Below are 20,046 nucleotides of genomic sequence, written 5' to 3' on the forward strand. Positions count from 1 at the left end.
GACGATGGACACATGACCCCGAGCCCGTCACCGCCCGATGTCGACCTGGCGCCGCACGTCGAGCGGGTGCTCGCCGAGTTCCTCCACGAGGCAGGCGACCCGATCCGCCGCACCGAGCCGGTCGTCGGCCCCGCCATCGACGCGCTCACCGAGTTCGTCCTCGGCGGTGGCAAGCGGTTGCGTCCCACGTTCGCGTGGTGGGGCTGGCGGGGCGCGGGCGGCGACCCGGACGGCCCGGACGCCGAGGGCGTGCTGCGGGCGGTGGCCAGCCTGGAGCTGATCCAGGCGTGTGCGCTGATCCACGACGACCTGATGGACTCCTCGGACTCCCGCCGGGGCTCGCCCACGGTGCACGTCGCGTTCGCCAAACGGCACGCCGACCACGGCTGGCTGGGCTCGGCCGCCGGGTACGGGCTGTCCGCGTCCGTCCTGATCGGCGACCTGGCACTGGCCTGGGCCGACGACATGTTCTCCGCCGCGCCGCTGCCCGCGGCGACGCTGGCCGCCGCGCGGCCGGCCTGGCGCGCCATGCGTACCGAGGTGCTGGCCGGGCAGTACCTCGACGTGCACACCCAGGCCACCGGGGACGCCTCGGTCGAGGCGGCACTGCGCATCGACGAGCTGAAGACCGCCGCCTACACCGTGCGCCGCCCGCTGCACCTGGGTGCGGCGCTGGCCGGCGCGGGCCCGGAACTGCTCGGCCCGCTGCTGGAGTTCGGCGAGGACCTGGGCATCGCGTTCCAGCTGCGCGACGACCTGCTCGGCGTGTTCGGCGACCCGTCGGTCACCGGCAAACCGGCCGGTGACGACCTGCGGGAGGGCAAGCGGACGCTGCTGGTCGCGCTGGGGCTGCGCGACGCCGGCCCGGCCGAGCGGGAGGTCATCGCCGCGGCCGTCGGCAAGGCCGACCTGTCCGTCGACGAGGTGACCGCCGTGCGGGCCGCGTTGCACGAGGCCGGCGCCGTCGACGCGGTGGAGCGGCGGATCGCCGAGCTGACCGGGTCGGCCATGGCCGCCCTCGGCCGCGCCGAGCTGACCGGCGCCGCGGCCGCCAGGCTGACCGACCTCGCGGTCCTGGCCACCCAGCGGACGTACTGACGTGCGTACCGTCACCGGGCCCACCGATCACGTGGTGGTCGTCGGAGCCGGGCTCGCCGGGCTATCGGCGGCGCTGCACCTGCTCGGCTCCGGCCGTCAGGTCACCCTGCTGGAACGCGATCCGCGTCCCGGCGGGCGGGTGTCGTCGGCCCACTCGGAGTACACAGTGGACACCGGAGCGACGGTGCTCACGAGGCCGGATCTGCTCGACGAGGCGTTCGCCGCCGTCGGCGAGTCCGCTGTGGACCACCTGCGCCTGCACCGCCTCGACCCGGCCTACCGCGCGCACTTCGCCGACGGCAGCACGATCGCCGTGCACACCGACGGCCCGGCCATGGAGGAGGAGATCCGCGAGGTCGCCGGCCCGGCCGAGGCACGGGGATACCGCGGGCTCCGGCAGTGGCTGACCGAGCTGTACACCGTGCAACGCGACGAGTTCATCGGCGCCAACTTCGACTCCCCGCTGGACCTTCTCGGCCCGAACCTGGCCAGGCTGGTCGCGCTCGGCGGATTCGGCAGGCTGGAGCCGAAGGTGCGCCGCTACCTGCGTGACGAGCGCCTCCGGCGGCTGTTCACGTTCCAGTCGCTCTACGCCGGGCTCGACCCGGCCAGGGCCATCGGCGCGTACGGCGTGATCGCCTACATGGACACGGTCGGCGGGGTGTACCACCCCGAGGGCGGCGTCGGCCGGGTCGCCGAGGCCATGGCCGCCGCCGTGACGAGGGCGGGCGGCACCGTCCGGCTGGCGACACCGGTGGCCTGGCTGGAGCGGATCGGCGGCACCGTGCGAGCGGTCCGCACCGCCGCGGGTGAACGCATCCCGTGTGACACCGTCGTGTTGGCAACCGACCTGGAGGCCGCCTACCGGCTGCTCGGTGCCCGGCCGCGGCGCCCGGTCCCGCCGAGGTACTCGCCGTCGGCCGTCGTGCTGCACGGCAGCAGCCACACGGTGTGGCCGGACCTGGACCACCACACGATCTTCTTCGGCGCCGCGTGGCGCCGGACCTTCGCCGAGATCACCAGCCGGGGCAGCCTGATGAGCGACCCGTCGCTGCTGGTCACCCGGCCGACGGCGACCGATCCCGGCATGGCGCCCGACGGCAGGCAGGTGATCTCCGTGCTCGCCCCGGCACCCAACCTCGACCGGGGTGCCGTGGACTGGCGGCGGATCGGCCCCGCCTACCGCGCCGAGTTGGTGGCGACGCTGGAAAACCGCGGCCTGAAAGGGTTCGCCGGGGACTTCACCGTCGACGAGGTGGTGACCCCGCTGGACTGGGCCGAACGCGGCATGGCGGCGGGCACGCCGTTCTCGCTGGCCCACACCGTCGCGCAGACCGGGCCGTTCCGGCCCCGCAACCTGGTGCGCGGCATGGACAACGTCGTGCTGGCCGGCTGCGGCACGACGCCCGGCGTCGGCATCCCGCCGGTGCTGATCTCCGGCAGGCTGGCCGCGGCACGGGTGACCGGCCGGTGAGCAGGCGCGAACTGGACGCCGCCGGTATCCGCGGCGCGGAGCTGCGGCGGGCGTACACGGTCTGCCGGGAGATCAACGCCTCGCACGGCAGGACGTTCTTCCTCGCCGCGCGGCTGCTGCCCACCCGGGCCCGGCCCGCCGTGCACGCGCTGTACGGGTTCGCCCGCGCCGTCGACGAGGTCGTCGACAACCCCGCGCCCGGCAGCGACCCGGAAGCCGGGCTGGACCGCGCCGCGGCCCAGCTGGACGAGGTGTACGGCGGCGGCACGCCCGCCGACCCGGTGCTGGTCGCGCTGGCCGACACCGTACGGCGGCACGAGATCGACCGCGGCCTGTTCGACGCGTTCCTGCGGTCGATGCGGATGGACCTGACCGTCACCGGCTACGAGACGTTCGACGACCTCGGCGAGTACATGTACGGCTCGGCCGCGGTGATCGGATTGCAGCTGCTGCCGGTGTTCGGCACGCTCGGTCCGCGCGTCGACGCGGAGCCGGGCGCGGCGGCGATGGGCGAGGCGTTCCAGCTGACCAACTTCCTGCGGGACGTCGGCGAGGACCTCGACCGCGACCGGGTGTACCTGCCCCGCGCCGAGCTGGCGGTGTTCGGAGTGGACTCCGGGCTGCTGGAATGGTCGCGCCGCACTGGCCTGCCGGACCGGCGGATCCGCGCGGCGATGGCCGCGTTCGTCGCCCGCAACCGGGCGGTGTACCGGCGTGCGCGGGCGGGGATTCCGTTACTGCGCCCGGAATCGCGGCCGTGTGTGCGCACGGCGCTGACGTTGTACGAGGGCATCCTCGACGAGATCGTGGCGGCCGACTACCACGTCCTGCACCGCAGGGTGGTCGTGCCGAACCGGCGGCGGCTGGCCGTCGCGTTGCCCAGTCTGGTGCGAACTCAGGCACTGGAGTTACTCCAGGCTTAGGCCATCCTCAGCCCCACCACCGCCCTCAACGGAGACGCTCCGCGTCGCGGCTACCCTCTAGTCATGACTTCTGCGAAACGGCCGATCCGCATCGGGCTGCAGCTGCAGCCGCAGCACGCGGACTACGCGACCATCCGCCGTACCGCCAGCGAGGCCGAGGACCTCGGCGTCGACATCGTCTACAACTGGGACCACTTCTTCCCGCTCTACGGCGAGCCCGACGGCCTGCACTTCGAGTGCTGGACCATGCTGGGCGCCTGGGCCGAGTCGACGTCGCGGGTGGAGATCGGCGCGCTGGTGACCTGCAACAGCTACCGCAACCCCGAGCTGCTCGCCGACATGGCGCGCACCGTCGACCACATCAGCGACGGGCGGCTCATCCTGGGCATCGGCTCGGGCTGGTTCGAACGCGACTACACCGAATACGGCTACGAGTTCGGCACGGCAGGCGGCAGGCTGGACGACCTGGCCGAGGCGCTGCCGCGCATCGAGTCCAGGCTCGGCAAGCTGAACCCCGCGCCGACCCGCAAGATCCCGGTGCTCATCGGCGGCGGCGGCGAGAAGAAGACGCTGCGCATGGTGGCCAAGCACGCCGACATCTGGCACGGCTTCGGCGACCCCGACGTGGTGCGGCGCAAGGTCGGCATCCTCGACCAGCACTGCGCCGACGTCGGCCGCGACCCGGCGGAGATCGAGCGTTCGGTCGGCGTCAGCGGCAAGCCCGACGAGCTGGGCCAGCAGCTGCTCGACCTGGGCGTCACCCAGTTCACCGTCGGTGTCGGCGGGCCGGACTACGACCTGGGCCTGCTGCGGGAGTGGCTGGCCTGGCGGGACCGCACCAACTCCTGACCGCATGTGAAGGCCCCCGCGACCGGGTCGCGGGGGCCTTCACATGCCCGTTACTGCTTGGCAGGCACCCGGTCCGGCTCGCCCGGCTCGGGCGAGGACGGGGTGGGTGCGTCGGTCGACAGCGAGTCGATCAGCCGGTCCCGGTCGGGTGTGCGCTGCGAGAACACCAGGCCGATCACGATGAACAGCACCAGCGAGGTGAGCAGCGGGTAGGCCACCAGCGCCTCCTTGGCGATCTTCACCCCGTTCTGCTGGCTGATGTAGAGGAACGCCCACACCGCGAGACCGCTCAGCGTCGACGTCAGCGCGGCGACCGGGCCCATCCTGCGGAACCACGGCAGCAGGCCCAGCATCAGCGGCACCGCGATCGGTCCCATCGTGGCGGCCACCAGGTCGACGACCACCTTGAGCACTCCGCCGTTGGTGTCCAGCGACACCGCGATCAGCATGCTCAGCCCGATGAACAGGAACGTCGTGGTGCGGGCCAGTTTCAGCTGCGCCCCCTCGCCCATGCGCCTGGCGCCCTTCCACAGTCTGGGCAGCATGTCCCTGGTGATGACCGAGGAGATCACGTTGGCGTCGGAGGACACCATCGCCATGGTGTGCGAGAAGAACCCGGCCAGCACCAGCCCGATCATGCCGGCTGGCAGCATGACCTTGCCCAGTTCGATGTAGGCGTCACCGGCGTTCTCCAGGCCGGGCACGATGAGCGGGGCGGCCCACATCGGGAAGAACAGCACCAGCGGCCACACCAGCCACAGGAAGCTCGACAGCGCCGCCGAGCGGCGGGCGGCCGCACCGTCCGGCGCCGCCATGTAGCGCTGCGCCAGGTTCCACATGCCGCCGTTGTACTCCAGCGTCTTGATGACGAACAGCGCCATGAAGAACGTCGAGGTGTAGTCGCCGTTGAGCGGCTGCGCGCGGTCGGGCGGCAGCTGGTCCCAGATCTCCCACATGAACTGGATGCCGCCGAAGTGCGCGGCCACCGCCGCGAACATCACGATGCCCGCCGCGGCCTGGATGATGAACTGCCCGAAGTCGGTCAGCGCGTCGGCCCACAGGCCGCCCAGCACCGAGTAGATCATCGTGACGATGCCGACCAGGACGATGCCCAGTTCGATCGGCACACCGGCGAACCCGCGCAGCAGGATGGCGACGGCCGACCACTTCGCGGCGATGTCCACCACCTTCAGCAGGGCACCGGACCAGGCCATGACCTGCTGGGTCGGGACGTTGAACCGCCGGGCCAGGTACTCCAGCGGAGACGCGACGCCGTGCTTGGACCGCAGCCGGTTCCACCGCGCGGCGAACAGCCAGCTGCCGATCCCGACGCCGACGCCGATCGTCAGTGCCCACCAGACGTAGACGGTGAGGCCGAGGCGATAGGCCTCACTGGCGAACGCCACGAACATGACCGCGCTGTAACCGGACATGTGGTGCGAGATCCCGGACAACCACCACGGCATCTTGCCGCCCGCGGTGAAGAAGTCGACGATGCTGCGGACCCGGTTCTTCGACCACCAACCGATTCCGACCATCACGAGGAAATACGCACCGACCACGATCCAGTCCAGTGTGCTCATCGCACCTCCCTGATTGTGTGCTCGCGCGATGTGTGACGTAGGTCTTACGAGGGTGTTGCCGAGGGCGCCAGCCCTCGGACGGAAAGTGAATCACACTTGTGACTTACTTTCACATACATGAACGCGATCAGGCTCTGATGCACGCGAGTCCACCACTCCCACCCCGCGAGTCCACCGCCCGCGACCTGCGAGTTGCACATTCAACGGGCGCGAACGTGCAACTCGCGGGGTCTGAGCGGTGGACTCGCGGTCAGGCGCCGCGGGTGCGGTGGGCGGCCACGCGCGCCCGGGTCGCGCAGCGGGTCGAGCAGAACCGGCGCGGGCTGCCCGAGCCGGCGGCGGCGAACACCCGCTCACAGCCCCTGGCCGCGCACACCCCACCCGGCGGGAGCTGACGGTCGGCCACCAGCGTGGCCAGCGCCAGCGAACTGGACGCCAGCAGCCACTCGCCCCACGGGCCGTCGTCGTCCCGGTCGACGTGCAGGTGCCACGGCCAGGATCCGCCGTGCGTGGTCAGCCGCGGCGGATGGGCATGCGTGGCGAGCAGGTCGTTGAGAAGGTTCGCCGCCATGTCGACATCGGCGGCGGCGAACACCGGGGCCAGCCTGGCCGCCGCCTCCCGCAGCTCGGCCACGTCGGCGGGCTCCAGCGACACCGGCGGGACCTCGCCGTGGGCATGCAGCAATTCCGCGACCTGGCCGGGCTCCGGGTCCTCGGCGAGCAGGTTGACCAGGTCGGCGGCACGCTCGGCCGCCCGGCGGGCGGCGGCGGAATCGGCTTGCGGCACCGGCACATCATCAGTGTAACGTCTCGGGAGTGATAAGCCGTTACACGACGTTCGTCGGTGCCGCGGCCGTCGCCAGGACCGGCGACGAGCTGTCCGCACCGGCGCTGCTGCTCGCCGGGCTGGCGCTGACCGGCTCCCCTGCCGTGGGCGCGGCGCTGGTCGGCGCGCTGACGATCGCCGCCGCGGCCGGGGGGCCGCTGCTCGGCGTCGCCATCGACCGCAGCGAACGCCCCGGCAGGCTGCTCGCCCTCGCGCTGGCCGGCTACGCGGCGGGCCTGACCGCCATCGGCCTCGGGCTGGGCAGGCTGCCGGACGCTGTGCTGGTCGGCGTCGCGGCCGTGACCGGCCTGCTCAACCCGGCCATCGCGGGCGGCTGGACCGCGCAGTTGCCGCTGGTCCGCGGCCGGGTCCCGCTGGAACGGGCCAGCGCGGTGGACGGCCTGACGTTCACCGCCGCGAGCCTGATCGGCCCCGCGCTGGCCGGCCTGGCCGGGGCCCCGGTGGGGATCGTGCTGGCCGTCGCGCTGGTCGCCGCCGCGGTACCGGTGGCACTGGCGCTGCCCGCTCGGGCGGCACGCCCCGGCCGCGTCCCGCTGACCCGCGGCTTCGCGGTGATCGTGACCAACCCGGCGCTGCGCCGCGCGACCGCGACGTCGGTGGTGTCCTACGTCGGCTTCGGCGCGGCCCTGGTCTGCTTCCCGCTACTCGGCGCGCAACGGCTCGGCGGCGCCGAATACGGCGCGCTGCTGCTGTCCGTCCTCGCCGCCGGGGCGCTACTGGCCAACCTCGTGCTGGCCAGGTTCCCGCCGCCGCTGCGGCCGGACACCGTGGTGACGCTGAGCACCGCCGGTCTCGCCGCGGCACTCGGGCTGGCCGCGGTCGCCGGCCCGGCGGGGCTGGTGGTGGCCGCGGTGCTGGCCGGGGTGTCGGAGGGACCGCAGCTGACCGCGTTGCTCGCCGTCCGCCACCGCGAGGCGCCCGACGCGGTACGGGCACAGGTGTTCACCACCGGGGCCAGCCTGAAGATCGGCGGCTTCGGTGTCGGTTCGGCGCTGGCCGGACCGGTCGCGGCGGCCTCAACCACCACGGCACTGATGCTCGCCGCGGGTGTTCAGCTGCTGGCGCTGGGCGCCGGTGTGCTCAGAAAGCCATCGCCTGAGCGCGTCGCTTGACCTCGGTGCCGTGGCTGGTGCGCAGGGCGTTGATCGGGGTGCTGCCCGGCAGCGTCTCGTCCGAAGTGAACAGCCAGCGCAGCATTTCCGTGCGGCTGAACCCGGCGTCGTCGAGCACGGTGATCGTGCCGACGAGGCCCTTGACGATCCCGTCCTTGCCGTCGGCGGACAGGAACTCCTCGGGGATGAGCAGCTCGCCGTCTCTGCGGATGGCGATGAGGTGTCCGTCCTTCAGCAGTTGCCGCACCTTGCTGGACGACAGTCCGAGCACCCGGGCCGTCTCGCTGAGCGACAACACGGCGACATCGGCGTCGAGAACGTCGTCGGCGACTGGAATCGCACTCACAGCAGACACTTTGCCATAATTTGTCCCAGCCGCCGTCTGGTCGCACCAATGGCGTAACGAAAGTTCAACATGGCGAACCGGGGCACGCGGGTAGCGTCCACCCGGTATGCCCCTATCCGTACGATCGGCAACTGTGACACGCGCGGACACCAGCATGGCCGGGACGCTTCTCGACCGGCGCTACCGGGTCGACCGGCTGCTCGCCAGGGGCGGGATGTCGTCGGTCTACCGCGGCGTGGACACCCGGCTGGACCGGCCGGTGGCGATCAAGATCATGGACCCGCGCTTCGCCGACGACCGCTCGTTCGTGGAGCGTTTCGAGCGGGAGGCCCGCTCCGCCGCGAAGCTGCATCACCCGCACGTGGTCGCGGTCCACGACCAGGGCTTCGACACGACACCGGGCGACGACGGCCCGCGCGCGTTCCTCGTCATGGAACTGGTCGACGGCGGCACGCTGCGCGACGTGCTCGACGAGCGCGGCCAGCTGGACATCCCGCTCGCGCTCAGCGTGGTCGAGCCGGTGCTGTCCGCGCTGGCCACCGCGCACCGCGCCGGGCTGGTGCACCGCGACGTCAAGCCGGAGAACGTGCTGATCGGCAGGACCGGCGCTGCGGGCACCGGTGTGGTCAAGGTGGCCGACTTCGGCCTGGTGCGGGCCGTCGCCAGCGCGGGAACCACCAGCTCCAGCATCATCCTCGGCACCGTCGCCTACCTCTCCCCCGAGCAGGTCACCGTCGGCGCGGCCAGCGTGCGGGGTGACGTCTACTCCACCGGCATCCTGCTCTACGAGATGCTCACCGGCCGCACGCCCTACACCGGCGACACCGCGATCTCCGTGGCCTACCGCCATGTCAACGACGACGTGCCGCCGCCGAACCTGCTGCGCCCGGAGATCCCGCCCGCCCTCAACGACCTCGTGGTGCGGGCCACCCGCCGTGACCCGGAGGCCCGCCCGGCCGACGCGGGCGCGTTCCTCGACGAACTCCAGGCCGTGCGTTCCGCGCTGGGCATCCGGCCGGTGCCGGTTCCGGTTCCGCCTGCGCCGGACGAGGCGAGGGAGACCGACGCCGAGAAGACCATGCCGGCGTTCGCCGCCGTCACCAACGCGGTGCAGCAGGGCACCGGCCCGCGTTCGACGCGGATGTTCGACCGCCCGCCGCCCGCGCAGCCGCCGCCTCCCGAACCCGCCGCACCCGCGCCGTCGCCGGGCCGCAGGCGGCTGATCGCCATCTGGGCGGCGGCCGTGCTGCTGGCCGGTGCAGCGCTGGGCACCGGCGCGTGGCTGATCGCGAGTGCCGGTTCGATCGAGGTGCCGAAGGTCGCCGGGATGGACCGGACCGCCGCGGAGAAGGTGCTGCGGGACGCCAAGCTCGTCCCGGCGGTGGAACTGAAGCGGCACAACACCACCCAGGCCGGGATGGCCCTGGACACGCGCCCCGGCGCGGGCAGCGAGGCCGAGGAGGGCCAGCAGATCGTCCTGCTGGTCTCGGCGGGACGGCCGGTGGTACCCGACGTCGTCGCCGGGACCACGGTGGAACAGGCCGAGGCGGCCATCCGCGCTGCGGAACTGCAGCCGAAGCGGGACGACGCCGCCGCGGAGTTCAACGACTCCGTCCCCGAGGGCGCGGTGATCCGGTTCGAGCCACGGTCGGGCAGCCAGGCCAACCTCGGCGACCCGGTGACGCTAGTGCTGTCCAAGGGCGCGCGGCCCGTCCCGGTGCCCAACGTGGTGGGCCGGAGCAAGGACGAGGCGTTCGCGACGCTGCGCAGCGCTGGCTTCGAGCCGGTCGAGGCAGGCACGGTGTTCGACCCGAACGTGCCCGCGGGAGCCGTCGTGCGGACCGACCCCGGCGCGGACCAGACCATGCGCGGCAGCAAGCGTGTGTCGGTCTACCTGTCCAACGCCGTGGAGGTCCCCTCGGTGGTCGGCAGGCGCCCCGGCGAGGCCAAGCGGATCCTCGAACAGGCCGGGCTGAAGGCGGAGTTCGAGAACGGCCGCGGCAACGGCAATGGCAATGGGAACGGCAACGGTGACGACGAGGACGAGGAGTGGTTCAACCTCGTCACGGGCCAGGACCCGCAACCAGGCAGCAGGGTGGAGAAGGGCAGCAAGGTGCGCTTGAGGACGGTGCTGTGATCGGCAGCCGAGGCCGGGTCTCCGGCACGATCGGGCCCGGGCTCGTCGGGGAGGTTCTGCTCAGCGTCCGGGGCGGGACCGAAGCCTTCTACGCCTATGCGGCTGATTCCGGGGAACGATTCGAAAACGGAACACAGGTGTTCGTCGTCGATTTCGAGCCGCCGCGTACGGTCTACGTGCAACGCTGGCAGCCACTGGGGTAGCCAGCTGGAAAAAAGGGGGGAACAAGTGAACATCTGGGCGCTCATCGGCGTCATCGCCGGTGCGATCATCGTCCTGTTCATCCTGTTGCGGCTGCTGTACAAGGTGGCTGAACCGAATGAGGCACTGATCATCTCCGGCTGGGGTGTGCGGGTGCAGCGCACGGACACCGCGGACAGCCTCGGCTTCAAGATCATCACCGGCAAGGGTGTGCTGGTGCTGCCCGGGTTCCAGACCGCGCGCAGGCTGTCGCTGGACACCAGGGGCGCCAACCTGCAGGTGTCCTGCGTGACCAAGCAGGGCCTGCCGGTCACCGTGCGGGCCGTGGTGATCTACAAGGTCGGTGACGACTTCGCCTCGATCGCCAACGCCGCCCGCCGGTTCCTCGACCAGCAGGACGGGATGAACCAGACCATCCACGAGCTGTTCTCCGGTCACCTGCGCTCGATCGTCGGCGGGCTGACCATCGAGGAGATGATCCACAACCGCGACGCGCTGACCGGTGAGATCCGCAGCTCGTCGGCCAACGAGATGATCAAGCTCGGGCTGGTCGTCGACTCGCTGCAGATCCAGGAGATCGACGACGAGTCCGGCTACATCCTGAACCTGGGCAAGCCGCACGCGGCGGCCGTCGCCGCGTCGGCCCGGATCGCCGAGGCGCAGCGCGACCAGGAGGCCACCACCGCCGAGCAGGAGGCCGCGGCACGCAAGGCGGGCGCGGTCCGGGAGAGCGAGATCAAGCAGGCCGGTTACCAGGCCGAGGTGGACCAGGCCCGGGCCAAGGCCAGCCAGTCCGGTCCGCTGGCCGAGGCGACCGCGCGTCAGGAGGTCGTCGTCCAGGAGACCAAGGCCGCCGAGCTGGAGGCCGACCTGGCCGAGCAGCGTCTGCAGTCCCAGGTGCGCAAGCCCGCCGACGCCCGCGCGTACGACACTCGCACCACGGCCGACGCCGAGCGTGACGCGGCCATCGCCAAGGCACAGGCCGAGGCCAAGGAGACCGAGCTGCGGGCCGCGGCGGACGCGACCAAGGTGAAGACGGCCGCCGAGGCGGAAGCGCAGGCCACGAAGGCGCGCGGTGAGGCCGACGCCGCCGCGACCAAGGCGACCGGTGAGGCCGACGCGGCCGCCGCCCGCGCCAAGGGCCTTGCCGAGGCCGAGGCTGCCAAGGCGAAGGGTCTCGCCGAGGCCGAGGCGATCAAGGCCCGTGCCGCGGCGCTGGCGGAGAACCAGGAGGCCGTCGTCGCCCAGCAGCTGGCGGAGAAGTGGCCGGAGATCGTCGAGGCAGGCGCGAAGGCGTTCGGCAACGTCGACAACATGGTCGTGCTCAACGGCGCGGACGGCGTGACCGAGATGTTCGCCAAGGCGCTGTCGCTGGGCGGGACCGGGCTCGGCCTCGCGCGGCAGCTGATGCAGTCCATGGGCGCTTCGTCCACACCGGACACCTCCGCGCAGAACGGCGAGCTGACGCCGAACCAGCAGCCGGGCGCCTGACCCGTCCACAGCACGTGAAGGTCACCTTCATTACGTGTGACGTGATGAAGGTGACCTTCACGTGCTTTGCCCAGGGCAGGGGTCTCGCGATCTGAAACTAGCGTGCCGGATAGTGGGACCAGGCGGGCGGGAACGTGCAACTCGCGGGTCCGGAACGGACGACTCGCGCGTGGGAACGTACGACTCGCGCGAACGGGCCATTCACGCGGGTGACCGGCGCGAGGTGAGAAACCCGGTCCACATGGTGAGTTCTGCGCTCACGCACGCGAGTTCTGCGTTCCGGACCGCGAGTTCTGCACTCGGGCCCACCCACCTTGCCCTGCAAGCACCTCGGACTTTGCCGGGACCTTCCGTGTGACGTGATGAAGGTGGCCTTCATGCGCTTCCCGGCCCGGGAGCCGCGATGGTTAGCCCCGCCGAAACACGGTGACCACTCGTCTGTCACGTTGTCCGTGTGCACTGGACGTGCTCACGCCGACACGAGACGAGACGGAAGGTCGTACATGGCGGACAGCCAGCTCAGCGGGCTCGACATCGCGTTCCTCTGCCTGGAGGGCCAGCACTCGCCCATGCACATGGGCGCGGTGGCCGTGTTCACCCCCGGTGACGACGGCCCGATCGACACCCGCGGCCTGGCGACCCTGCTCGCCGAGCGTGCCGCAGGCATCCCCCAGCTGCGCCGCCACCAGCGCACCACCCTGCTGCCGCCGGGCGGCGCCACCTGGGTCGAGGACCCGCACTTCGACCCCGCCGCCCACATCCGGCTCGACCGGGTCAGCACGCTCTACGACGACGACCCGCTGACCACCTACGCCGGCGACTGGATCGCCGAGCCGCTGCCGATGGACCGTCCGCTGTGGGACCTGCGGCTCGTCGACGGCCTGCCCGGCGGCGCGGTGGCGCTGCTGCTCAAGCTCCACCACGCGGTGACCGACGGCGCGGGTGCCGTCGGCATCGGGGCGGGGCTGCTGGACCCGGTGCCCGTCCCCCGGCGGGCGGCACCCACCTCGTGCGTCCAGCGGCGAACGGCCCGGTCGCCGCTGGACGCGCTGCGACAGGGCGTGTCGTCGGCGCTGAGCCAGGCCGGTGAGGGCGCCGCGATCGCGTCGTCCGTGCTGCGTGCCGCCCGGCCCTACCCGGTCTCCCCGATCGCCGCGCCCAGGGCGGCCCAGCGCCGTCTCGGTTTCGTGCGGCTCGATCTCGCCGACATCCGCAGGGTGCGTGCCGCACACGGCGGGACCACCAACGACGTCGTCCTCACCGTGGTCGCGGGCGCGTTGCGGGACTGGCTGATCAACCGCGGCAGGCGGGCCGACGGCCGGACCCTGCGCGCGCTGATCCCGGTCAGCGTGCGGGCCAGGGCCGGGGCGGGGGCCACGGCAGGCAACCAGCTCTCCGGCTACCTGTGCGACCTGCCGGTCGGGCTCGACGACCCGGTCGAGCGGCTGCGGGCGGTCCGCCGGTCGATGACCGCGGCCAAGCGGGGCGGGCCGACCACGGGCGCGGGGGCGTTCCCGCTGCTGGCCGGCCGGCTGCCCGCCGGCGTGCACCGGCTGGCGACCCGGGCCGCGGGCATGGCCGCACCGCTGCTGTTCGACACGGTGGTGACCACCGTCCCGATCCCGCGCGCACGGCTGACGGTCGGCGGCCACCCGCTGCGCGAGGTGTTCCCGCTGGTCCCGCTGCCGGCGAACCAGGCACTGGGCATCGCCGTGGCCGTGCACCGCGACGCCGTGCACATCGGCCTGCAGGCCAACGGCGCGGCCGTGCCCGAACTCGGATCACTGCGGGACGCCTTCCTCAAGGCCGGCGAGCGGCTGGTTCAGCTCTGCCACTGACCGGACATCCCACCCCGGCAATATCCGTCTTCAGAACGATGCCGCGCCGCGGAACTCGCTGGCAACCTGTCAGCGTGCGCGAGCGTCATTGCTGTGACGTGGGGTTTGTTCGGGTATGGGGGCTGTTGTGAGATTCCGTTTGCTGGGACCTGTCGAGGTCCAGGGGCCCAACGGGGTGGTGCCGCTCGGCGGGCCGAAGACCAAGGCGGTGCTCGTCTCGCTGCTCCTCCGGCACGGTCAGGTGGTGCCGTCGGAGTTGCTGGTGGAGTCGGTGTGGGGCGACGAGCGGCCCCCGTCCGCGTTGTCGACGCTGCACTCCTACGTCTCCCGGCTGCGCCGGGCACTGGCCGGCGCCAGCGCCGGTGAGGACCGGATCACCACCGTTGCCGACGGGTACCGGATCGTCGTCAGCCCGGCCGAGCTCGACGTCGAGGAGTTCCACGCACTGCGTGAGCGGGCCCAGCGGGCCGTCGACGCCGACGATCTGAAGACGGCCAGGGCAGTGCTGCGCCAGGCGCTGGCACTGCGGGCGGGCCCGATCCTGTCCGGCGTGCCCGGCGTGTTCGCCGACACCAAGGCCACCCTGCTGGAGGACCTCTGGCAGAGCACGCACGAGGAGTGCCTCGGCATCGACCTGCGGCTCGGCCTGCACCAGGACATCCTGCCCGAGCTGCGGGTGGCGTGGCGGGAACAGCCGATGCGCGAGCCGCTGGCAGGCAAGCTGATGCTGGCGCTGCACCGGTGCGGCCAGTCCGCGGAGGCGCTGGCCGTGTTCCGGCACACCCGCGACGCCCTGGTCGACGAGCTCGGCATCGAGCCGGGAATGTCGCTGCGCACCCTGCACGAGCAGATCCTCAACGACGACCCCGCCCTGCACAGCCGCCACGACCAGGCGTCCCGGCCGCATCGCGGACTGCCCCGCAGCGTCGCCGACTTCACCGGACGGGCCGCGGAACTGGCCAGGCTCACCGCCGACGACGGCGGGCAGGGGCCGGTCATCTGGACCATCGACGGCATGGCTGGCGTCGGCAAGACCGCGCTGGCGTTGCGGGCGGCACACCTGCTCGCCGGCCGGCACCCGGACCTGCAGCTGCTGGTGGACCTGCGCGGGCACACGCCGGGACGCCGCCCGCACGAGCCGGAGCAGGCGCTGGAGATCATGCTCGGCGCACTCGGCGTCCGGCCGTCGAGCATGCCGGCGACCGAGGAGGAACGCGCGTCGCTGTGGCGTTCGATGACGGCCGACCGCCGTGCGCTCGTCGTGTTCGACGACGCGGCCTCCGCCGCCCAGGTCCGCCCGCTGCTGCCTGCCGGGCGGGACTGCGTGGTGCTGGTGACCAGCCGCGGCCGACTGTCCGAACTGGACGGAACGCGCACGCTCAGCCTGGAACCACTTCCCGCCCGCGACGCCGAGACCCTGTTCGGCAACATCGTCGGCGCCGACCGCGCGGAACGCGAGCCCGCAGCGGTGGCCGAGGCCGTCGAGATCTGCGGTCACCTCCCGCTGGCCATCCGGGTCGCGGCGGGCAGGCTCCGGTCGCGGCCGGCGTGGAGTGTCGCGCAGCTGGCGCAGCGGCTGCGCGACGAGACCAGCAGGCTGGCCGAACTGACCGGGCCGGAGTTCGGCGTCACGTCGGCACTGCAGCTGTGCTACTCGCACCTCGGCGAGGAGGAGCGGCGCTTCTTCCGCATGCTCGGCCTGCACCTGGACAGCGAGTTCGACGCGTTCTACGCCGCGGCGGCGAGCGGCGTCGACCCCGGCCGTGCCGAGGCCCTGCTGGAAAGCCTCGTCGACGTGCACATGCTGCAACAACCCAGTTTCGGCCGTTATCAGCTACACGCGCTGCTCCGGCTCTACGCCATGGACCGGCTGCGGGCCGAGGAGCCCGCCCTGGGGCGTCGCGCGGCCGTGCAGCGCGTCCTGCATTACCTGACGCACACGCAGCACAACCTGTACCGCACGCTGTTCCCCTCGGCGCGGCCGCTTCCGCTCGGCCCGCCGCCCTCCGGTGTCACGCCGCGGACGTTCGGCACGCCCGAGGAGGCACTGCGCTGGCGGGAGATGGAACGGCTGGGCCTGCTCAACTCCCGGGTCGGCATCCCGCTGACCGACCTGTCCCGGCCGGGCAGGCGCATCCCGTGGTCGCGGCTGGGCCCGTCGTTCCGGCGCCTGCACGTCATCGGGCGCATGCTCGCCGCGCCGCTGGCCTGGCCGTGCCCCGGGCGGCACACGGCCATGCTGACCGAGGGCGCGATTCTGGGCGACATCGGCGTGCTGTGCGCGTGGCAGCGGCAGTACGACCAGGCACGGCAGTACCACCTGCGGGCCCTCGAGCTGTTCCGCGCCGCCGACGGGCCGGTCAACGAGGCCGCGACCCTGTGCGCACTGGGCGCGCTGTCGCTGTACCTCGGTCAGCCCGCCGCGGCACTCAACCACTACCGGCAGGCCCGCAAGGTCTACCTGCGGCTGGGCGAGAGCTGGGGTCGCGGGCTGACGCACACCGGCATGGCGCTGGCGCTGGACCGCCTCGGCAGGCCGACCGAGGCACTGCACTGGGCCGAGGCCGCGGTGGACGTCCTCGGCGGCACCGACGGCCACCGGGAACTCGCGGTGGCCGCGGAGCTGGCCGACCGGACCAGGACCTGCCTGACCCTCGCCGGATGACCGGCCGTCAGGGGAAGCAGAGGCCGTCACAGACGAACAGCCCCCCGAACCCGCAACCGGGAGGGGTGACGGTGCACAGCGGACCGGAGGTCTGGACGCAGTGGCCGCCCGAGGTCGCGGAGCAGTAGTCACTGGCCGTGCTGCACCGGCAGTAGCCGAGCGGCGCCTGAGCCGTCGGGCCGCCCAGGTCGACGAGGAGCGTCCTGGCCCCGCTCTCACCGAAGGCGGACTCGGTGGCCGTTCGCAGGGCGTCGATCCGCGCGATGCGTTCGGCTTCGGCGGGATCGACGAACCGCAGGTTCGCCGGATCGCCGAAGAAGTCCCGCAGCCGGTCCAGCACCGCCGACTGCTCGGCCGTGAGACCGGCGTGCGCGGCACGGTAGCGCCGCACGTGCTCACTCCACAGCCGGCTGCGCACGGCCGGGGCCAGCTCGGCGTGGATGGCTCGCCGGTAGGTTGCGCTGTACCTGGTGAACTCGTCGAGCGTGGCCGGCAGGGCGTCACGGTTGCGCCGCGTCCACTCTATGGCTTTGGCGTAGGGATTCGCCGCGAACGCCGGGGTGCTGCCGCTCAGCACCAGCCCACCGGCCACCACGACACCCGCACCGAGACGCAGGAACTGCTTGCGGTCGATCCCGGCGGGCTCGTGGCGCCGGGTCATCTCGTGCCGGACCTGGCCGAGAGCACGCAGGACCGCACCGGTGGCCCGCACGCCCAGCCTGCGCACCAGCGGAAGCGCCATCCCGAGCCTGGTCCAGGACCGCACGGCGGCACCGTCGACCCGCAGCAGCGTGGGCTCCCAGGGCGCGTCGTTGCCGAGCCATCCCCGTACGTCCGGATCGGTCAGCGGCAGGATCTCCAGCCTGCCGCCGCTGGCCTCGGCGACCGCGGCCGACATCCTCCGGCAGGCACCACACGAACCATCGAACGCGAGAATCCATCTCGACCCCACGGTGTCCCCATTTCCCCGGTGTGACGAAAACGGGGCGACTGTAAGCTCACCCGCTTGCAAAGTCCTTGTGCCGGGAGAGCCAGGTCACCAGGGGCGCAGGTCAACGCAAGCGGGGCGGCTCGGAGGCGGTAGCCTGAGGCGCGTGTCCAGCCCACACGACGCCGTCGCGGCCGCTCTGCTCGGCCACAGCTCCACCTCGTGGACGGTCGACGTCCCCGTCGACACCCTGCCCGAACTGCCGCCGCTGGCCCCCGACCTGCGCGACAAGCTGGACGACGCGCTGGCCCGGCCTGCCGCGCAGCAGCCGGAGTGGCCGGATCCCGAGCTGACCAGGCGGGTCCGCACGGTGCTGGAGAGCGTCCCGCCGATCACGGTGCCGACCGAGGTCGACCGGCTCAAGCAGCGGCTGGCGATGGTCGCCAACGGCGAGGCGTTCCTGCTGCAGGGCGGCGACTGCGCGGAGACGTTCGAGTCGAACACCGAGCCGCACATCCGGGCCAACTTGCGCACGCTGCTGCAGATGGCCGTCGTGCTGACCTACGGCGCCAGCCTGCCGGTGGTGAAGGTGGGCCGGATCGCCGGGCAGTACGCCAAGCCGCGCTCGGCGACCACCGACTCGCTCGGCCTGCCGGTGTACCGGGGCGACATCGTCAACTCGCTGGTCGCCAAGCCGGAGCTGCGGGTGCCCGACCCGGGCCGGATGATCCGCGCCTACGCCAACGCCGGCGCCGCGATGAACCTGGTCCGCGCGCTGACCGGCGCCGGGATGGCCGACCTCGCCCAGGTGCACGACTGGAACAAGGACTTCGTCCGCACCTCGCCCGCCGGTGAGCGGTACGAGGCGCTGGCCGCCGAGATCGACCGCGGCCTGCGGTTCATGTCGGCCTGCGGTGTCACCGACACCTCGCTGCACTCCACCGAGATCTTCGCCAGCCACGAGGCCCTGCTGCTCGACTACGAGCGCGCGCTGCTGCGGCTGGACAACGCCGACGCGGCCCAGCCCAAGCTGTACAACCTCTCGTCGCACTTCCTGTGGATCGGCGAGCGCACCCGCCAGCTGGACGGCGCGCACATCGCGTTCGCGGAGCTGCTGCATAACCCGATCGGCCTCAAGATCGGCCCGACCACCACGCCCGAGCAGGCGCTGGAGTACGTGAAGCGGCTGGACCCGCGCTGCGAGCCCGGCCGCCTGACGCTGATTTCCCGCATGGGCAACGGAAAGGTCCGCGAGGTCCTGCCCGCGATCGTCGAGAAGGTCGAGGCGTCCGGGCACAAGGTCATCTGGCAGTGCGACCCGATGCACGGCAACACGCACGAGTCGTCGACCGGCTACAAGACCCGCCACTTCGACCGCATCGTCGACGAGGTCCAGGGCTTCTTCGAGGTGCACCGCAAGCTGGGCAGCTACCCCGGCGGCATCCACGTGGAGCTGACCGGTGAGGACGTCACCGAGTGCCTCGGCGGCGCGCAGGACATCTCCGACCTCGACCTGTCCGGCCGGTACGAGACGGCCTGCGACCCGCGCCTGAACACCCAGCAGTCGCTGGAGCTGGCGTTCCTGGTCGCCGAGATGCTGCGGTCCTGACCACGGTGCCCACCCAGGAGGACGTGCTCGGGTACTTCGACACGCTGTCGAACTGGGGACGGTGGGGCGAGGACGACGAACTCGGCACGCTGAACCACATCACCGACGACGTCCGGCTGGCGGCGGCGCGGGCCGTGCGGCACGGCCGGAGCGTGTCGTGTGCGTGGGAGATCGCCGTGCCGGAGGAGATGGAGCGGTCGACGACGTCCTGCCCGTGTGCCGCCGACATGCCGGGCGCCGAGAACATGCCGCTGCCCGGGTTCCGCAACGACCGGCGCTGGGGCTTCTCGAACGAGCGGCTCGGCATCATGTTCCACGGCAACACCATCACCCACGTCGACTCCCCGTGTCACCTGTTCTGGGACGGCACGATGTACAACGGGCGCTCGCACTCCCTGGTCGACGCCGAGACGGGATCGGTGTGGGCGGCCGTCACGGCGGCGGCGAACGGGATCGTCACGCGTGGTGTCCTGCTGGACATCGCGCGGGTGCGCGACGTGCCGTGGCTGGAGCCGGGGCAGGGTGTGTTCCCCGAGGATCTCGAGGAGGCCGAGCGTCGCCAGGGCGTGCGGGTGCGCCCCGGCGACGCGGTACTCCTGCGCACCGGCTACGGCCGCGCCCGGCACGAGGCCGGTGTGGCGGACGGCTTCATGCAGGCCGGCTGGCACGTGTCCTGCCTGCCGTGGCTACACGAACGGGACGTCGCGCTGATCGGCGCCGACACCCCTCAGGACGTGCAGCCGTCCGGGTACGACGACGTGCTGATGCCGGTGCACGCTGTCGGTCTCGTCGCGATGGGCCTGTGGCTGCTCGACAACTGCGACCTGGAGGGGTGCGCGGCGACGGCCGCCGAACTCGGCCAGTGGGACTTCCAGCTCGCGGTGGCGCCGGTCCGCTTCGCGGGCACCTCCGGCAGCCCGGTCAACCCCATCGCCACCTTCTGAC

At 72.1% G+C, this 20,046-nt stretch carries 16 protein-coding genes; 12 read left to right on the forward strand and 4 right to left on the reverse strand.

Translation table 11 applies throughout. The features are described from left to right. Positions 1–12 precede the first annotated feature (12 nt). The 4 genes from EWH70_RS31655 to EWH70_RS31670 all read left to right on the forward strand — a co-directional run bounded on the left by EWH70_RS31655 (position 13) and on the right by EWH70_RS31670 (position 4,344). Positions 13–1,098 (forward strand): polyprenyl synthetase family protein, encoded by a 1,086-nt coding sequence (locus EWH70_RS31655; RefSeq protein ID WP_130479246.1) that lies wholly within the window; start codon positions 13–15, stop codon positions 1,096–1,098. A gap of 1 nt (position 1,099) precedes the next feature. Then, positions 1,100–2,572: a phytoene desaturase family protein gene (gene crtI, locus EWH70_RS31660; protein ID WP_130479247.1), complete on the forward strand. Its 1,473-nt coding sequence runs from the start codon at positions 1,100–1,102 to the stop codon at positions 2,570–2,572. Continuing rightward, on the forward strand, positions 2,569–3,495 hold the full coding sequence (locus EWH70_RS31665) for a phytoene/squalene synthase family protein (protein ID WP_165436496.1): 927 nt from the start codon (positions 2,569–2,571) through the stop codon (positions 3,493–3,495). Before crtI ends, EWH70_RS31665 begins: the two co-directional genes overlap by 4 nt. Before the next feature lie 63 nt (positions 3,496–3,558). Further along, positions 3,559–4,344 carry an LLM class F420-dependent oxidoreductase gene (locus EWH70_RS31670; protein WP_130479248.1) on the forward strand — a complete coding sequence of 262 codons (786 nt, stop codon included), beginning with the start codon at positions 3,559–3,561 and terminating at the stop codon, positions 4,342–4,344. A 50-nt stretch (positions 4,345–4,394) separates the two neighbouring features. On the opposite strand, the gene EWH70_RS31675 is transcribed toward EWH70_RS31670, so the two are convergent. Beyond that, positions 4,395–5,927: a sodium:solute symporter family protein gene (locus tag EWH70_RS31675; protein ID WP_130479249.1), complete on the reverse strand. Its 1,533-nt coding sequence runs from the start codon at positions 5,925–5,927 to the stop codon at positions 4,395–4,397. A 250-nt stretch (positions 5,928–6,177) separates the two neighbouring features. Next, entirely contained in the window at positions 6,178–6,720 is a 543-nt protein-coding gene (locus tag EWH70_RS31680; RefSeq protein WP_130479250.1) for a CGNR zinc finger domain-containing protein, read from the reverse strand. A 23-nt stretch (positions 6,721–6,743) separates the two neighbouring features. Between EWH70_RS31680 and EWH70_RS31685 the strand changes: the two genes are divergently transcribed. Continuing rightward, positions 6,744–7,886, forward strand: coding sequence for an MFS transporter (locus EWH70_RS31685; RefSeq protein ID WP_130479251.1), 1,143 nt, complete (start codon positions 6,744–6,746; stop codon positions 7,884–7,886). On the opposite strand, the gene EWH70_RS31690 is transcribed toward EWH70_RS31685, so the two are convergent. Beyond that, positions 7,855–8,232 carry an Rv2175c family DNA-binding protein gene (locus EWH70_RS31690; RefSeq protein WP_130479252.1) on the reverse strand — a complete coding sequence of 126 codons (378 nt, stop codon included), beginning with the start codon at positions 8,230–8,232 and terminating at the stop codon, positions 7,855–7,857. The two genes, EWH70_RS31685 and EWH70_RS31690, sit on opposite strands and share 32 nt — an antisense overlap. Before the next feature lie 133 nt (positions 8,233–8,365). Here EWH70_RS31690 and EWH70_RS31695 point away from each other — a divergent pair, with 133 nt between their 5' ends. From EWH70_RS31695 to EWH70_RS31715, 5 genes are all read left to right on the forward strand, one after another. Continuing rightward, positions 8,366–10,369, forward strand: coding sequence for a Stk1 family PASTA domain-containing Ser/Thr kinase (locus tag EWH70_RS31695; protein WP_130479253.1), 2,004 nt, complete (start codon positions 8,366–8,368; stop codon positions 10,367–10,369). After that, positions 10,366–10,572, forward strand: a complete 207-nt coding sequence (locus tag EWH70_RS31700) for a hypothetical protein (protein WP_130479254.1) — start codon at positions 10,366–10,368, stop codon at positions 10,570–10,572. The genes EWH70_RS31695 and EWH70_RS31700 overlap by 4 nt, the downstream gene beginning before the upstream one ends. Positions 10,573–10,597: 25 nt before the next feature. Continuing rightward, a complete protein-coding gene (locus EWH70_RS31705) occupies positions 10,598–12,061 on the forward strand; it encodes an SPFH domain-containing protein (RefSeq protein WP_130479255.1) in 1,464 nt (487 codons plus the stop codon). Positions 12,062–12,564: 503 nt separating this feature from the next. Further along, a complete protein-coding gene (locus EWH70_RS31710) occupies positions 12,565–13,899 on the forward strand; it encodes a wax ester/triacylglycerol synthase family O-acyltransferase (protein WP_130479256.1) in 1,335 nt (444 codons plus the stop codon). Positions 13,900–14,026: 127 nt separating this feature from the next. Further along, positions 14,027–16,564: an AfsR/SARP family transcriptional regulator gene (locus EWH70_RS31715; RefSeq protein WP_165436497.1), complete on the forward strand. Its 2,538-nt coding sequence runs from the start codon at positions 14,027–14,029 to the stop codon at positions 16,562–16,564. Between the two features lie 7 nt (positions 16,565–16,571). On the opposite strand, the gene EWH70_RS31720 is transcribed toward EWH70_RS31715, so the two are convergent. Further along, complete coding sequence (locus tag EWH70_RS31720) at positions 16,572–17,462, reverse strand: bacteriocin fulvocin C-related protein (protein ID WP_130479258.1); 891 nt, start codon at positions 17,460–17,462, stop codon at positions 16,572–16,574. A 229-nt stretch (positions 17,463–17,691) separates the two neighbouring features. On the opposite strand from EWH70_RS31720, the gene EWH70_RS31725 reads away from it, so the two are divergent. Next, complete coding sequence (locus EWH70_RS31725; protein ID WP_130479302.1) at positions 17,692–19,101, forward strand: class II 3-deoxy-7-phosphoheptulonate synthase; 1,410 nt, start codon at positions 17,692–17,694, stop codon at positions 19,099–19,101. A 5-nt stretch (positions 19,102–19,106) separates the two neighbouring features. After that, entirely contained in the window at positions 19,107–20,045 is a 939-nt protein-coding gene (locus tag EWH70_RS31730; RefSeq protein WP_130479259.1) for a cyclase family protein, read from the forward strand. The last annotated feature ends 1 nt before the right edge of the window (position 20,046 follow it).

Source organism: Amycolatopsis suaedae (assembly GCF_004214935.1).
Lineage (GTDB): Bacteria > Actinomycetota > Actinomycetes > Mycobacteriales > Pseudonocardiaceae > Amycolatopsis > Amycolatopsis suaedae.

What these genes read in the sequence shown, in the direction of transcription:
- EWH70_RS31655 (WP_130479246.1), top strand. Translation starts at nt 13, where the DNA reads ATGACCCCGAGCCCGTCACCGCCCGATGTCGACCTGGCGCCGCACGTC.
- EWH70_RS31670 (WP_130479248.1), top strand. Translation starts at nt 3,559, where the DNA reads ATGACTTCTGCGAAACGGCCGATCCGCATCGGGCTGCAGCTGCAGCCG.
- EWH70_RS31675 (WP_130479249.1), bottom strand. Translation starts at nt 5,927, where the DNA reads ATGAGCACACTGGACTGGATCGTGGTCGGTGCGTATTTCCTCGTGATG.
- EWH70_RS31710 (WP_130479256.1), top strand. Translation starts at nt 12,565, where the DNA reads ATGGCGGACAGCCAGCTCAGCGGGCTCGACATCGCGTTCCTCTGCCTG.
- EWH70_RS31720 (WP_130479258.1), bottom strand. Translation starts at nt 17,462, where the DNA reads ATGTCGGCCGCGGTCGCCGAGGCCAGCGGCGGCAGGCTGGAGATCCTG.